A 16,017-nucleotide genomic window follows, 5' to 3' on the forward strand; every position below is an offset into this window, starting at 1 on the left:
TCGTTCAGGGCGGCGGGTGCCACCTGGGTCAGGTGTCCTCCTGTCCGGTGGATGAGGTGAGGCGGGTGAGGGCCTCCTCGTCGGAGAGTGCGGCGATCTCGGCGGTGAGGCGGGCTTCCACGGCGGCGGCCAGGCGGCGGACGGTGCGGGTGAGGAAGAGGGTGTTCAGCGGCAGTTCGAGGTCCAGGTCGGAGCAGAGGCGGGCGATCACGCGGGTGCCGAGCATGGAGTGGCCGCCGAGGTCGAAGAAGTCGGCGTCCACGCCGAAGGTGTCGAAGCCGAGCACCTCGGCCCAGATCTCGTGGACCAGTTCTTCCGCTGCCGTGGAAGGGGGTGCGGCGAACGTGGAGGGGGCCAGGGGCTGGGGTGGAGGGAGGGCGGTGCGGTCGAGCTTGCCGTTGGGCAGGCGGGGGAAGGTGTCGACGCTGACGTAGAGGCTGGGGACCATGGTGGGTGGGAGGCGGTCGGCCAGGTGGGCCCGCAGTTCTCCGACCGGGGCGAGGTGGTCGACGTAGGCGACGAGGGCCGGGCCGCCGGGGGCGTCGTCGCGGACGGCGGCGGCGGCCCTGGTGACGCCCGGGTGGGTGAGCAGGGCCGACTCGACCTCGCCGAGTTCGATGCGGACGCCTCGGACCTTGACCTGGTCGTCGGTGCGGCCGATGAACTCCAGCAGGCCGTCCGGGCAGCGGCGCACCAGGTCGCCGGTGCGGTACAGGCGCCCGCCCGGCCCGAAGGGGTCGGGGACGAAGCGGGTGTCGGTGAGGTCGGGGCGGCGGTGGTAGCCGCGGGCCAGGCCGTCGCCGCCCAGGTAGAGCTCGCCGATCATGCCGGGCGGCACGGGCTCCATGGAGGCGTCCAGGACGTAGGCCGTGGTGTTGGCCACCGGGCGGCCGATGCGGATGGCGGGGTCGTCGGGCCGGAGGCGGTGGGTGAGGGACCAGATGGTGGTCTCGGTCGGGCCGTACATGTTGTGCACCTGCCCGGCCACGGCCTGCAGCCGCGCGGCGAGGCCGCCGGTCAGCGGCTCGCCGCCGCTGAAGAGGCGGGGCAGCCCGGGAGGGAACTGGTCGAGGAGTTCGGCCAGCACCGAGGGCGGGGCCTGGACGGTGGTGACGTCGAGGCCGCTGAGCTTGCCGGACGGCGGAGCCACCACGACCGCGCCGCCCGCCAGCAGCGGCCCGAACAGTTCCAGGGCGGCGATGTCGAAGGAGAGCGGGGTGAGCAGCAGCATGCGTTCGGCGGCGTCGAAGGCCAGGCTCTCGACCAGGTTGACCACGCCCCGGTGCGGCACCATGACGCCCTTGGGGGTGCCGGTGGAGCCGGAGGTGTAGATCAGGTAGGCGAGATCGTCGGGCGACACCCGTGGCAGCACCAGGCCGGCGGGCGGCTCGCTGGGAAAGTCGACGAGGCACGGCACGCCGGGCAGCCGCCCGGCCAGCTCGGGCGTGGTCAGAGCCAGGGCGGTCCCGGAGTCGTCGAGCATGAAGCGCAGCCGCGCCTCGGGGTAGCGCGGGTCGAGCGGCACGTAGCAGCCGCCCGCCTTCAGGACCGCCAGGAGCGCGATCACCAGGTCGCCGCCGGGCGGCAGGCAGACCGCGACCGGTGATTCGCCGCCGACGCCGCGGCGGATCAGTTCGGCGGCCAGCGCGCGGGCCCGCCGGTCGAGCTCGCCGTACGTCAGCGTGCGGTCCTCGTGCGGGACGATCACTGCGGGCGCGTCCGGCTCGCGGGCCGCGACCAGCTCGTGCAGCGGCTGCTGCGGGTACGGCAGGCGCGGCCCGTGCCAGGAGGCCAGCACCTCGGCCCGCCGCGCGGCCGACATCAGCGGCAGCCGGGACAGGGGCAGCGCGGGGTCGGCGGTGGCCGCGTCGAGCAGGGCGAGGTAGCTGCCGGCGAGCTCGGCGACGGTCTCCGGGTCGAACAGGTCGGTGCTGTACTCCAGCCAGGCGCTCATCTCCCCGTCCGGGTTCTGCACCTCCAGCGTGAGGTCCGTCTTGGCGGTACCGGTCCCGAACTGGCCGCGGACGTCGAACGGCAACTGGTTGAAGGCCACCTGGTACAGCGGGGTCCGCGCCGGGTCGCGCGGCGGCCGTACCTCCTCGACGATGCGCGCGAAGGGCACCTCGGCGCGGTCCAGCGCCTCCAGCACAGTGTCCCGGACCCGGTCCAGCGCTTCGGCGAAGGTCGGGTCGCCGCCGAGGTCGGCGCGCAGCGGCAGGGTGTTGACGAACATGCCGACCAGCGGGTTGAGCTCCGGCAGGTCGCGTCCGGCCACCGGTGAGCCGATGACCACGTCGTTCTGCCCGCTCCAGCGGGCCAGCAGGGCGGCGAAGGCGGTGAGCAGCACCGCGAAGGTGGTCGCGCCGGAGGACTTGGCCAGGGTGGTGACCCGTTCGGCCAGTTCGGCGGGGACGGTGAAGGCGTGGTTGGCGCCGGCGTAGCTGAGCTCGGCCGGCCGGGGCCGGTCGGTGGGCAGTTCGAGGGGCACCGCACCGGCCAGCCGCTCGCGCCAGTAGGCCAGGTCCTCGTCGAGCTCGCCGGCGTCGAGCCGTTCGCGCTGCCAGACGGCGTAGTCGGCGTACTGCACGGTCAGCTTGCCGAAGGCGGGCTCGCGCTGCTCCAGCAGGGCGGCGTGCGCTTCGGCAAGGTCCTCGGCGAAGACCTCGGAGGACCAGGCGTCGAAGACGGTGTGGTGGGTGACGAGCACCAGCCGCCACTGGTCGCCGCCGAGGTCCACCAGCCGGGCCCGCCACAGCGGGGCCCGGTCGAGGGCGAACGGCTCGGCCACGTCGGCGGCGCCGAGCGCGGCCAGCTCGGCGGCCTGGTCGGCCGCGTCCAGGCCGGACAGGTCGCTCCGCGCCAGGCGCACCGGCACGTCGGGGGCGATGAGCTGCACGACCTGCCCGTCGCGCAGCTCGAAGCGGGTGCGCAGCGGCTCGTGCCGCCGCACGACCAGCCGGAGCGCCTCCTCCACCAGCTCGGGCCGCGTCACCCGCAACCCTTCCAGCCGGTAGACGCCGCCGATGCTGTAGAGCGGCAGGTCGGGCGTCAGCTCGGTGAGGAACCAGATGCGCTGCTGGGCGTAGGAGGCGGGGAAGACGCTCTCGGTCACGGTGCCTCCGTCAGGTGCTCGCGGATCTCCCCGGTGATCGGCTCCAGCGCGCTGACCTCGCCGATGGTGGCCAGCCAGTGCCACTGGTCGAGCGCGTGGTAGAGCCGGTAGAACGCCAGGCGCTCGGCCCAGTCGGCCGGCAGCGGGCCGTACCCCTCCAGGAGCGCCCGCCGGCGGCGGGCGTCGCCGCGGACGGCGAAGTAGTCGGTCCGTGCCAGGTCCATGAGCGGGTCGCCGCCGAGGGCGTTCTCGACGTCGATGACGCCGGTCAGCTCCCAGCGCCCGTCCTGCTCGGCGACCATGACGTTGCGTTCGTGGAAGTCGTGGTGCAGCAGTACGGGCGTGGCGCAGCGGGACAGCAGCGGGCGGCCGGTGCGCAGCTTGGCGACCAGCGCCGCGTGCAGCTCGGGGTCGCCGCCGAACTCGGCGAACCGGGCGGCCTTCGTCTCGAACTCGCCGCCGACGTAGGCGTCGTTGGTCGGCTCCTGAAGCCCGTCGAACGGGCCGAAGGCGGTCAGCTCGACGCTGTGCACGGCCCGCAGGACTCGGCCCATGTCGCGGTAGAGCCGCTCGATGCTCTCCTCGTCCAGCGTGGCCGACACCTGGGACAGCGGTTGTCCGGGGATCTTGGTCATGACTAGGTACGCCTGGGGCAGGTCGCGCTTGGAGTCGTCGGCCAGCACCACGGCCGGTGCGGGCGCCCCGCTGCCGGCCAGCAGCTCGTAGACGCGGCGCTCCTTGCGCATGCGGTCGGTGAACAGGCCCGGGTAGAGCTTGAAGATCAGCTCGCGGGTGGCGGTCCTGACCTCGTAGACGGCGCTGATCTCACCGCCGGTGCGCAGCAGCACGCTCTCGACGGGTTCGCCGAGCAGTTCCGCGGCCTTGGCCGCCGACAGCGGCATGGTCAGCGCCTTGGCGAAGGCGGGCGCGCTCCAGGCCAGGCTGACGACGTTGCCCGCCCGGCCTTGCAGCGCCTGAGCGCCGACGAGGTCGTCGGGTTCGGCCTCCGGCACCTCGTCGTCGAAGCGGGCCAGCACCGGGATGCGCATCGAGACCAGCACGTGCACCGCGATGCCGAGGCCGAGCAGGATGTACATGAACGCGATGCCGCGGCCGGGGCCGACGCCGATCACCGCGCCGACCGAGGAGGCCAGCGCCCCGCCGGGGGCCAGGAGCGGCTCCAGCAGCCGCTCCCCCAGCGGCGCGACGACGGCCATGCCGATCGGCAGCGTCGACCAGGAGATCATCTGGTTGAACGCCATGACCCGGCCGTGGAAGCGTTGCGGCACCTTCACGTGGATGATCGTCATGAAGACGCCGTTGACCACGGACAGGCTGCACCACAGGCCGAACGCGCCCACGGCGACCACGAGCGGTGAGGCGTGCAGGCCGGTGACCACCGCGAACAGGCTCAGCAGCAGCGTGCCCAGCAGCACCGCGCGCATCCGGCGCCGTCGCGGGCCGCCCCACAGGGCGACGAGCACGCCGCCGAGGGTGGCGCCGAGGCCGCCGACGAAGGCGACGCGGCCTGCCGTACCGAGGTCGGCGAAGGACAGCACCAGCGGCGAGACGGACATCAGCACCGCGGCCAGCATGACGTTGAGGACGGCGAAGTACAGCAGCGCGGCCCGCAGGTGCCGGTTGCCCAGGGACATGCTAAACCCGGCGGCGATCTCGGTGGCCATCGGCTCGCGCCGCTCCAGCCCGAGGGTCGCGGGGAAGCGGATGAGGGCCAGCGCGACCAGCACGACGGCGAAACTGGCCACGTCGATCACCAGGATGCCGCCCAGGCCGATCCCGGCCAGCAGCGCGACGGCCAGCAGCGGCGCGACGAACTGGGAGGTGCCGAGCAACATCTGCACCACACCGGCCGCGTGACCGAGGTAGCGCTTGGGGACCAGTTGCGGCAGCGCCGAGGAGTAGGCCAGCCGCTGGAAGATCAGCGTCACCGACAGCGCCGCGGTGAGCGGGTAGATGTGCCAGACGGCCAGGTTGCCGCTCCACAGCAACAGCCCGAACAGCAGTTGCACGCCGCCGGCCAGGCAGTTGCCCAGGACCATCATGGACCGTTTCCCGGACCGGTCGACGATGGCGCCGACCAGCGGGGCGGCCAGCACGCCCGGCATGATCGCCAGGGCCACCAGCAGGGCGAAGTTCACCAGCGAGCCGGTGGTGGTGTAGACCCAGATCGGGATGGCGAAGTCGGTGACCGCGGTGCCGATCATGGAGACGAGCTGGGCGGCGGAGACGGTCAGGAAGCGCCGCATGCTGGGCGGCGGCGGCTCCTTCTTCGGCCGGTCCGGTTCAGGCTCCGGCTGCGACGGCGGCGAGGTCTCCTCGATCCACCAGCCCGCCGCCGGTCCCCGGGCGGTACGGCTGAGCGCGTCGGTGGCGCCGTAGCCCATCGCGATGTGGGTGTTGGTGAGGATCTGCGCAAGGTCGTCCGCGCGGTACTTCAGGTAGTAGTGCCCCGCCTCGTCGAGGACGACCAGGGCCAGGTCGGGCGACAGGAAACGCCATTCCCGGTAGCGCTCGCGGTGGTAGTCGGTGGCGGGGTCCTGCGCGCCGACGACCGCGATGACCGGGGCGCGCAACGGCTCGGCCCGCTCGGCCAGCATCCGGGTGAAGCTCTCCTCCGCGATCAGCGTGTCCCGCCGCTGGTTGCGGACCATGAACCGGACCTGCTCCTCGTCCAGGCCGCTGATGTCGTTGCCCATAGCCTTCATGCGGTTCTCGTAGACCCGGTCGCCGCGCAGCCGGTCGGTGCGCAGCAGCCGGCCCAGCGGCCCGGCGATGCGGCCCTCGGGCCGGGCGAAGGGGAAGATCGCGCCGATGTAGACCGCTTCCAGGTCGCGGCCCCGCGCCTCCAAGCGCCGGGCCACCTCGGCGGTGACCGCGCCGCCGATGCCGCAGTGGCCGTAGAGGGCGATCGGTCCGTGCACGTTGTCGAGGATCTCGCGCACGCACTGCTCGATGACCTCCTCCAGCGGCATCACCGGCTCGTCGGGGCGGCCGGGGTCGTGGCCGGGGAAGGCCATGGAGTACAGCGCGCACTCCTCGGGCAGGGCGTCGGCCAGCGGCTGGTAGACCAGGGCGCTGCCGCCGCCGTACGGGAAGCAGACGAAGGTGAGCGCCGGTACGGCCCGCGAGCGGGTCAGCCGGTGCAGCAGCTCGCGCGGCCGGTCCTCGGCCGGCGCGGGCCCCTCGATGAGCTCGGCGAGCAGGCGCACGGTCGGGTTCTTGAACAGGTCCATGACGCCGACCGAGCGGCCCTCGACCGGCGCCAGCAGGCGGCGCAGCCGGGCGACCACCTGGATGGCCACCAGCGAGTGGCCGCCGATCTCGAAGAAGTCGTCGTCGAGCCGGATGTCGGAGCGCCCGAGCAACTCGCCCCAGAGTTCGGCGACGGCGAGCTCGGCCGGGCTGCTCGGCAGCTCGCCGCGTCCGCCGGCCGGGCCGGGGCGCGGCGGCGCGGGGAGCGCGGCCCGGTCGACCTTGCCGTTCGGGCTGAGCGGCAGCTCGTCGAGGATCACGTAGGCGCCGGGCACCATGTGGTCGGGCAGCAGCGCCTTGAGCGCCGCGCGCAGGTCGGCTTCGGGCGCGGCCGTGACGACGTAGGCCACGAGCCCCTCGTCGCGGGCCAGGACCAGCGCCTCGCGCACGCCCGGCTGTTCACGCAGCACGGCCTCGATCTCGCCCAGCTCGACCCGCTGGCCGCGGATCTTGATCTGGCCGTCGATGCGGCCGAGGAACTCCACCGCGCCGTCGCGGCGCAGCCTCGCCAGGTCGCCGGTGCGGTACAGCCGCGCGCCCGGCGGGCCGTACGGGTCGGGCACGAACCGCTCGGCGGTCAGCGCGGGCCGGTCGTGGTAGCCCTGCGCGACCTGGACCCCGCCGATGTGCAGCTCCCCCGGCACGCCGAAGGGCACCGGGTTCAGCCGCGCGTCGAGGATGTGGATGCGCGTGTTCTGCACCGGATGCCCGATCGGCACGCGGCTGTCGCCGGGCGTGCACCGCCAGGCGGTGACGTCCACGGCCGCCTCGGTCGGGCCGTACAGGTTGTGCAGCTCGACGTGCGGCAGCCGCTCGAAGAAGCGGTCGGCCAGCCGGGGCGGCAGCTCCTCGCCGCTGCAGATCACCCGGCGCAGCGACGTGCACGCCTCGATGCCCTCCTCCTCCACGAAGGCGGCCAGCATCGACGGCACGAAGTGCAGGGTCGTCACGCCGCTGCCGGCGATGAGGTCGCGCAGGTAGGCGGTGTCCCGGTGTCCGCCCGGTACGGCCAGCACCAGCCGGGCGCCGGTGATGAGCGGCCAGAAGAACTCCCAGACCGACACGTCGAACCCGGCGGGCGTCTTCTGCAGCACCACGTCCGACCCGTCCAGGGCGAAGGCGCGCTGCATCCAGTCGAGCCGGTTGCCGATGGCCGCGTGCGTGTTCGGCACGCCCTTCGGGCGGCCGGTGGAGCCGGAGGTGTAGATCATGTAGGCGGGGTCGTCGGGGGTCGCCACCGGCTCCGGCGCCTCGTCCGGGAGGCCGGGCAGGTCGGCTTCCGGCGCGAGCGCCGTGATCCCCACGTCGCGCAGCCGGTCGCGGACCGCCTCCTGCGCCAGCAGCACCACGGCCTGGGCGTCGCGCAGCATGAACTCCAGCCGGTCGCGCGGGTAGTCAGGGTCCAGGGGCACGTAGGCCGCCCCGGCCTTGACCACGGCCAGCAGGCTGACCACCAGCTCGAACGAGCGCTCGGCGCAGACCGCGACCCGGGTGCCGGGTCCGGCGCCGCACTCGCGTAAGCGGTGCGCGAGCCGGTTGGCCCGCCGCTCCAGCTCGGCGTAGGTGAGCCGCTCGCCGTCCAGCTCCAGGGCGACCGCGTCCGGCGTGCGCAGGACCTGCTCGCCGACCAGCTCGCCCAGGGTCTTGTCTTCCGGGTACGGCAGGCGCGGCCCCTCGGCGAGCGCGAGCAGGTGCGTCCGCTCCTCGGCGGTCAGCATCTCCAGCTCCGACACCCGCCGGTCGGGCGCGGAGGTCGCGGCCCGCAGCAGGGTCACGAACCGGGCGCCCAGTTCCTCGACCGTGTGCTTGCCGAGCAGGTCGCGGTTGTAGACGAACAGCCCGTCGAGCCCGTCGCGGCGTTCGGTGAGGAACAGCTCCAGCTCGAACGGCGCGGCCTGGGCGGCCAGCGGGAAGGACTCCACCCGCAGCCCGGGCCAGTCCGCGTTCTCCTCGGCGTAGCTCTGCAGGGCCAGCGCGACCTGGAAGACGGCGGTGCGCGAGATGTCGCGGGCCAGGCCGAGCTCCCCGATGAGCTGCTCGAACGGCAGGCGCTGGTGCTCGAAGGCGTCCAGGGCGGTCCGCCGGACCCGGGTGAGCAGCTCGGTGAAGGTCGGGTCGCCCGCCAGGTCGGCGCGCATGGCCAGCATGTTGACGAACATGCCGACAAGCTGCTCCAGCTCGCTGCGCGGGCGACCGCCGACGGGAGTGCCGACGGCGAAGTCGTCCTGCCCGCTGTGCCGGCCGAGCAGGACCTGGTAGACGGCCAGGACGACCATGTACAACGTCGCGTCGTGCTCCCTGGCCAGGTTGGTGGCGGCGGTCAGCAGGCCGGAGTCGATGGTGAAGGCGTGGGAGTCGCCCTCGAAGGTGGCCACGGCGCCGCGCCGGCCGTCGAGCGGCAGGTCGATGGGCGGCACGCCGGCGAGCTGCTCGCGCCAGTAGGCGAGGTCCGCCTCGTCGGCCGGGCGCGAGCGCTGCCACAGCGCGAAGTCGCCGTACTGCACGGCCGGTTCTGGGAGGTCCTCCCCCGCGTACAGGGCGCGCAGCTCCCCGGCCAGGATCTCCAGCGACCAGCCGTCGCCGGCGATGTGGTGCAGGGTCACCAGCAGCACGTGCTCCTCGTCGGCCAGCCGTACCAGTGTGGCGCGCAGCGGCGGCTCGGTGGCGATGGCGAAGGGCCGGCCCAGGTCGGCGCCGAGCAGGGCGCGGGCCTCGGTCTCGTCGGCGGCGCTCTGGTGGCGCAATTCGACGTGGACGTGCTCGGCCACCTCGACCCGTGGCCGCCCGTCGGCGTCGGCGGGGAAGCGGCTGCGCAGGATCTCGTGCCTGGCCACCAGCGAGTCGAGCGCGTGCTGGAGCCGGCCGGTGTCGAGCGGCCCGCGCAGGCGCAGCACGAGCGGCACGGTGTAGGCGGCGGTCCCCGGAGCGAACTGCTCCATGAACCACAGGCCCTCCTGCGCGAACGACAGGGGCACCTCCGCACCCGGCTCGCGGCGCGGGATCGCGGCACGTCTGGGGCCCGATCGCCGGCGCAGGCGCTGTTCCAGCAAGGCTCGCTTGGGGTCGGAAAGCTCTAGCTCGCTTGCGGACAGCCCCGGCGAGGAGGTCACTCCTGCCTCACTTTCTGGTGAACGTCGTCTTTTGTGGCATTCACGAGGTGGACGAAGCTATTCATACCTATTCATCCGGCGGGAGTCGAGAGAGTTCGGGAGACGGGCGTGCTCGTTTCAGACAGGCCGAGAAGCCCTTTATCGCACTGCGCGAATCCGGCCCAAGGGACGGCGGGTCCAGGTCGGGGGCGGATTCCGTGCGGCGACTTCTACCATCTGTGCATGTCCGTATATGGCAGTTGACTGCACCACAAAACGTTAGTTATAAGGATTTATCGCACAGCCCTTGATGACCGCCCGGTGAACGGGACGCCTTGGCCTGCCAGCCCACAGGAGTGCCTTGAGCATCGCCACCCAGCCTCCCCTGTCCACCACCGTCCAGCTCTTCTGCCTTCCCTACGCCGGTGGTGCCGCCGGCGCATTCCGGGAGTTGCGCCGGGTGGCGGGCGGGCGGTTCGAGGTCGTTCCCATCCAGTTGCCCGGCCGGGAGGAACGCGGCGACGAGCCGCCGGAGTTCAGCGTCTCCGCGCTCGCCGACGAGATCGCGCCGCACACCGGCCGGCCGTACGCGATCTACGGGCACAGCATGGGGGCGCGGCTGGCCTTCGAGGTCGTGCGCGAGCTGCGCCGCCGGGGGCTGCCCTTGCCTGAACGGCTTCTGGTCGGTGCGGCGCACCCGCCCGACCGGCGGGTGCCGCTGGCCGCGACCACCGACCTGCCCGACGACGCCTTCATCGACCAGCTCGTACGGCGGGCGGGCGCGCAGCCCGAACTGCGGGACGAGCCCGAGCTTCGGGCGTGGTCGTTGCCCATCCTGCGGGCGGACTTCCGGTGGATCCGTGCCTACCGCTACCTGGCCGAGCCGCCGCTCGACGTGCCTGTGGTGGCCTTCGCCGGCGCCGACGACCAGGAGGTGGGGCCCGGCGACCTGCTCGGCTGGGCCCGCCACACCAGCGCCGGTTTCGGCCTGCGGACCGTGGCCGCCGGGCACCTGTTCCTGCGGGACGCGCCCACCGAACTCGCGCGGCTGCTGGCCGAGGAGCTCGGCGCGCCGACCGAGGACCTCGGCACCCGTGCCGGGGAGGTTCGGGTGAGCGCGGTGCCGAGCCCTGGGGTGGCGATCTGCAGGGTGACGCCGTACGCCTCCATCGTCGAAGCGCTCGATCCCGAGGAGGCGGGCTGGATCGAGTCGGCCGCCGAGGAGGAGCGCGACCGGCTGGCCGCCCGGGTCGCCGCCGCCCGGCAGGCCCTCGGCTCGGCCACCGGGGTGCCACCCGACCGGTTCGCCTTCACCGACCCGGCCACCCGAGGGGCGTGGCGGCCGGTCGGCGACCCCGCTCTGGAGAGCTGGCGGGTGCTGGTGCTGCCGCTCCCCGTACGGCAGGGCGAAGCCGTCCTGGCGGTCGCCGCGCCGTACGAGCGGATCCTGCTCCGGCTCGACCTGGCCCCGGGCTGGGCCCCATGACCGGGCCCCTGCTGCACGAGCTGGTCCTGGCCCAGGCCGAACGGACCCCCGACGCCGTAGCCATCCGGCAGTGGACGCGCGCGCTCACCTTCGGCGAGCTCGCCGAGGCCGCCACCGGCCTGGCGGCCCGGCTGCGCGAGGCGGGCGCCGGGCCGGAGACGCGCATCGGCGTGTGCGCCCGCCGGACCCCCGACCTGCTGGTCGCGGTGCTGGGCGTCATGGCGGCGGGCAGCGCCTACGTCCCGCTCGACCCGGCCCATCCGAGGGCCCGGCTGCTGGACGTGCTGGACGACGCCGGCCTCTCGATCGTCGTCACCGACGAGCCGGGCCGGGCCCTCCTCTCCGGCCCGGGCACCGGCTCAACCGACCCCGGCCTCTCCGGCATGGGCGTTGACCTGATCGGTGTGGGTGAGCGGGCGAAGCGGCCCGGCGACGCCCCGCCGGACCGGCCGCGCCCGGACAACGCCGCCTACGTCCTCTACACCTCCGGCTCCACCGGACGCCCCAAGGGCGTCGTGGTCGAACACGCCGCCGCCGTCGCCTTCGTCACCATGGCCGGCCGCTACTTCGAGCTCGACGCCGGCTGCCGCAGCATCGGCTTCGCCGCGCTCGGCTTCGACGTCTCGGTCCTCGACATCTTCGCCCCCCTGGCCAGGGGCGGTTCGGTCATGTTCATCCCGGACGAGGACCGCACCGACCCGGCCCGCCTGCAACGCTTCCTGGAACAGCACGAGGTGACCTGGGGCACCATCCCACCCGCCCTCCTCCCCCTGCTCGACCCGGACCGGCTGCCCACGCTGCGCGACGTGCTCACCGCGGGCGAGCCCGCCGGCCCCGAGCAGGTCGCCCGCTGGGCCCGCCCCGGGACGCGCCGCTTCCACAACTGGTACGGCCCGACCGAGACGACCGTGTGCGTGGTCGGGACCGAACTGTCCGGCGCCTGGGACCGGCCACTGCCGATCGGCCACGCGCTGCCCGGCTGCATCGCCCGCGTCCTGGACGAGCACGGCGAGACCTGCCCGCCCGGCACGCCGGGCGAGCTGTTCATCGGCGGCCCCCAGCTCGCCCGCGGCTACCTCAACCGGCCCGAGCTCACCGCCGAACGCTTCGTGCCCGACCCGTACGGGCCGCCCGGCAGCCGGCTCTACCGCACCGGCGACCGCGTGGTCATCGAGCCGGACGGCCGCATCGGCTTCCTCGGCCGCGTCGACCGCCAGGTGAAGGTCCAGGGCCAGCGGGTGGAACTGGGCGAGATCGAGGTCGTCCTGCGGGCCCATCCGGAGATCGGGCAGGCCGTCGTCGACCTCGCCCCCGGGCCGGGCGGACGGCCGGAGCTGACCGCCTACCTCGCGCCGCTGAGCGCGCCCGGGCTCGAGCAGGTGCGGGCGCACTGCCAGGACCGGCTGCCCCGGTACATGATCCCGGTCCGGGTACTGCGGCTGGCCGTACTCCCGCTGACCGTCGCCGGCAAGGTGGACCTGGCGCGGCTCCGCGCCGAGAGCGCCGAGCGGCTCAAGGCCGAAGCCACGGGGCCGGAACAGGCACCTGACCGGCCGCCGCGCACCCCGGTGGAGAAGGCCGTCGCGCTCGCCTGGGAACGGGTCTTCGAGCTCGGGCCGCCCGGCCTCGACACCGACTTCTACGCCTCCGGCGGGCACTCGCTGCTGGCCATGCGGCTGGTCGCCGCCCTGCGTGCCGACCTGCGCCGCGAGATCACCGTCGAGGACGTGCTGGCCGGGCGGACCGTGGAAGCCCTGGCCCGCCGGGCCGAGGCGGCCCCGCCCGCCGACGAGCCGCCCGCCCGGGCGGTCCCGGCGCTCACCCCGATCCAGCGGCGCATGTGGTTCGTGGAACGGCTGGCGCCCGGGACGCCGGTGCACAACATCGCCCTCGCCCAGCGGCTCAGCGGGCCGCTCGACCTCGACGCGCTGCGGCGGGCGCTGGCGGCGGTGCATCGGCGGCACGAGGTCCTCCGGTGGAGCGTCACGGACGTCGACGGCGTGCCTCAGGTCGCGGTGGCTTCGCCCGGCGAGGTCCCGCTTCCGGTGGACCTCGCCGCCGGCGGCAGCACGGACGAGTGGCTGGCGGCCGAGGCGCGGCGGCCGTTCGACCTGGCCGCGGGACCGTTGTGGCGGGCCCGGCTGCTGCGCGTCGGCGACCGGGAGCACGTGCTCGCGCTCACCGCGCACCACATCGTCTTCGACGGCTGGTCGCAGCAGGTGCTCCTCGACGATCTCTCCCGTGCCTACCGGGGTGAGGCGCTGCCCGAGCTGCCGGTCGACTTCTCCGGCTACGCGGCCTGGCTCGACGCCCGGCCCTCGGGCGAGGCGCTCGGGTGGTGGGCCGAGCGGCTGGACGGGGTGCCGAGCGTGCTCGACCTGCCCGGGGACCATCCTCGGCCGGCCGTGCAGACCTTCGAGGGGGCCGCCGCGCACGCCACGATCCCGTCCGGTGACGCGGTGCGGGCGCTGGCCGCCCGGCTCGGTGCGACGCCGTACGCGGTGATGCTCGCGGCCTTCGCCCAGGTGCTGTCCCGGCTGACCGGGGCCGACGACCTGGTCGTCGGCACCCCCGTGGCGGACCGGCGGCATCCGGCTTTTGATCCGCTGGTCGGTTGCCTGGTGCAGGTCCTTCCCGTACGGCTGGCCGTACGGGGCTCGGTGTCCTTCGATGAGCAGGTCGTGGGGTGTCGGCAGGCGTTGGCCGAGGCTATGGCGCACCTGGACGTTCGGCTGGAGGGGGTGGTCGAGCGGCTCGGGACGGGGCGGGATCTTGCCCGTAACCCGTTGGTGCAGGTGCTGTTCAACATGTACGACTACACCGAGCCGCGGCTCGACCTTCCCGGTGTGGCCGTCGAGCCGTTGCCGGCCGGGCTGCCCGGGTCCCTGTTCGACCTCACGCTGTACGTCGGGGAGCGGGCCGGGGGTTACGAGCTGCAGGCCGTGTACAACCCCCGCCTGTATCGCGCCGAGCGGATCGAGGCGCTGCTGGCGGGGTACGTGCGGCTGCTCGACCAGGTCGTGGCCGCTCCCGGCTCCCCCGTCCAGGAGGCGACCCTGCGCCCCGCCGGCCACCGGCTGCCAGGCGGTTCTGGGCTCCCGGACGGACAGAGGGAGCTGGCGGAGTGGGCGGGTGACGGGCTGGTCGAGCGGGTCCACCGCCGCGCCGCCGCCCATCCCGACCGAACCGCGGTCACCGGCGTCGGCGGCACCCTCACCTACGGCCAACTGGTCACCTTGGCGGCGGCAACCACCGCTGCGGTCACCACCCCTCTCGGGCAGGCCGCTTCCTGGGAGGCGGTCGGGGTGCTCGCTGCTCGGAGTTATGAGTTGCCCGGGCTGTTGCTGGGGGTGCTCGCGGCCGGAGCGCGGTGGGCGGTGCTCGATCCGGCGCTCCCACCGGCTCGCCTGGCCGCCCAGGCAGCGGCCGCCGGAGCCACGGCCCTGCTGTGCTGTCCCGGCACCACGGCCCCGCCCGAGCTCGCCCACCTTCCGGAACTGCCCGTCCCAGGACCGGCCGACCGGGCGGGAAGAGGGCTGCCGGCTGTCCCCCTTGCCGAGCGCGGTTACCTGGCCTTCACCTCCGGCACGACCGGGGATCCCAAGCCCGTGCACGCCGCCGAGTACCCCCTGGCCCGCTTCCTCGACTGGTACCCGCGCGCCTTCCAGCTCACCGAGGACGACCGGTTCGCTCTGCTCGCCGGGCTGGCCCATGATCCGTTGCTGCGGGACGCGTTCGTCCCGCTGGTGCTGGGGGCGACCCTGTACGTGCCCGAGCAGGAGTGTGTCCGCGACCCGGCCCGGCTGGCTCGCTGGTTGCAGGAGCACGCGATCACGGTGGTTCACCTCACGCCGCAGCTCGCCCGGCTGCTGGCCGCGGCGGGGCTGAGGTTGCCGGATCTGCGGCTGGTCGTGCTGGGCGGGGACCGCCTCGACTGGGCGGACGTCACCCGGTTACGCACGATCGCGCCCGGCGCTCGGCTGGTCAACGGGTACGGCACCACCGAGACGCCGCAGCTCCAGGCGCTCCACGAGCTGGGCGCGCAGGAGTGCGGCACCGGCTCTGTCCCGGTGGGTCACGGGGTCGACGGGGCCGAGCTGCTGGTGCTCACCCCGGGTGGCGTACCGGCGGCGGTCGGTGAGCTGGGCGAGGTGGTGGTCAGGAGCAGGCGGCTGGCCGACGGCTACCTCGATCAACAGCTCACCGCCGACCGCTTCGCCACCGACACGGACCACCTCGACAAGGGAACGCACCGCCTCACCACCGAAACGGATCGTCCCGCCACGGAAACGCGCCGCCTTGCCACGGAAGCCGGCCACCCCGCCACACAAGCCGGTGGGATCGCTCGTTACCGCACCGGGGACCTGGGCCGCTACGACCCCGAGGGGCGCGTGGTGATCGCGCACCGGGCCGACGGGCAGGTCAAGGTGCGAGGGCACCGGGTGGAGCTGGGCGAGATCGAGCGGGTCCTGGCCGAGCACCCGGAGGTGCGAGCGGCCGCCGCCGCCCTGGTCGAGCAGCCGGGCGGGCCGGTGCTGCGCGGCTACGCCGTACCGGCCGGGCCGGGGACCAGGGCCGCGGACCTGCAGCGGCATCTGCGGGCCCGGCTGCCGGAGGCGGCGGTGCCCGCGGAGGTGATCCTGCTGCCCGCGCTCCCGCTCACCCCCAACGGCAAGCTGGACCGGGCCGCACTGCCCGACCCGCCGCCACGGCCGGCGTCGGCCGGGGCGGAGGAGCCGGCCGGCCAGACCGAGCGGCTCATCGCCGGGATCTGGCGCGAGGTGCTCGGCCGGCCCCGCATCGGCCTGGACGACAACTTCTTCGACATCGGCGGCCACTCCCTGGCCACAGCCGAGGTACAGGCCAGGCTGAGCGGCCCGCTGGGCCGCGAGGTGTCCATCGTCGATCTGTTCCGCTTTCCCACCGTCCGCTCCTTGGCCGTGCACCTGGACGGCCAGAGCACCACCTCAGGTCTCGACCGCGCCGCCCGGCGAATCGCCGCAAGCCGTGCCCGGACCATTTCTCGGCGGCCTGACCAGGCCAGAAAGAGAGAGTGA

Annotated in this window: 4 protein-coding genes; 2 read left to right on the plus strand and 2 right to left on the minus strand. The window is 73.9% G+C overall.

Annotation, left to right across the window (positions count from 1 at the left end):
- Window positions 1-28 precede the first annotated feature (28 nt).
- Both ACIBG7_RS13585 and ACIBG7_RS13590 read right to left on the minus strand, forming a co-directional pair.
- Window positions 29-3,112, minus strand: coding sequence for an amino acid adenylation domain-containing protein (locus ACIBG7_RS13585; protein ID WP_397336329.1), 3,084 nt, complete (start codon window positions 3,110-3,112; stop codon window positions 29-31).
- The gene (locus tag ACIBG7_RS13590) at window positions 3,109-9,360 is read right to left on the minus strand and encodes an amino acid adenylation domain-containing protein (RefSeq protein WP_397336330.1); all 6,252 of its coding nucleotides are present in this window, start codon (window positions 9,358-9,360) and stop codon (window positions 3,109-3,111) included. Before ACIBG7_RS13590 ends, ACIBG7_RS13585 begins: the two co-directional genes overlap by 4 nt.
- 475 nt (window positions 9,361-9,835) lie before the next feature.
- Between ACIBG7_RS13590 and ACIBG7_RS13595 the strand changes: the two genes are divergently transcribed.
- Both ACIBG7_RS13595 and ACIBG7_RS13600 read left to right on the plus strand, forming a co-directional pair.
- Window positions 9,836-10,960: a thioesterase domain-containing protein gene (locus ACIBG7_RS13595; protein ID WP_397336331.1), complete on the plus strand. Its 1,125-nt coding sequence runs from the start codon at window positions 9,836-9,838 to the stop codon at window positions 10,958-10,960.
- Window positions 10,957-16,017 carry an amino acid adenylation domain-containing protein gene (locus ACIBG7_RS13600; RefSeq protein WP_397336332.1) on the plus strand — a complete coding sequence of 1,687 codons (5,061 nt, stop codon included), beginning with the start codon at window positions 10,957-10,959 and terminating at the stop codon, window positions 16,015-16,017. Before ACIBG7_RS13595 ends, ACIBG7_RS13600 begins: the two co-directional genes overlap by 4 nt.

Source organism: Nonomuraea sp. NPDC050328, assembly GCF_044459405.1.
Taxonomy (GTDB): Bacteria; Actinomycetota; Actinomycetes; order Streptosporangiales; family Streptosporangiaceae; genus Nonomuraea.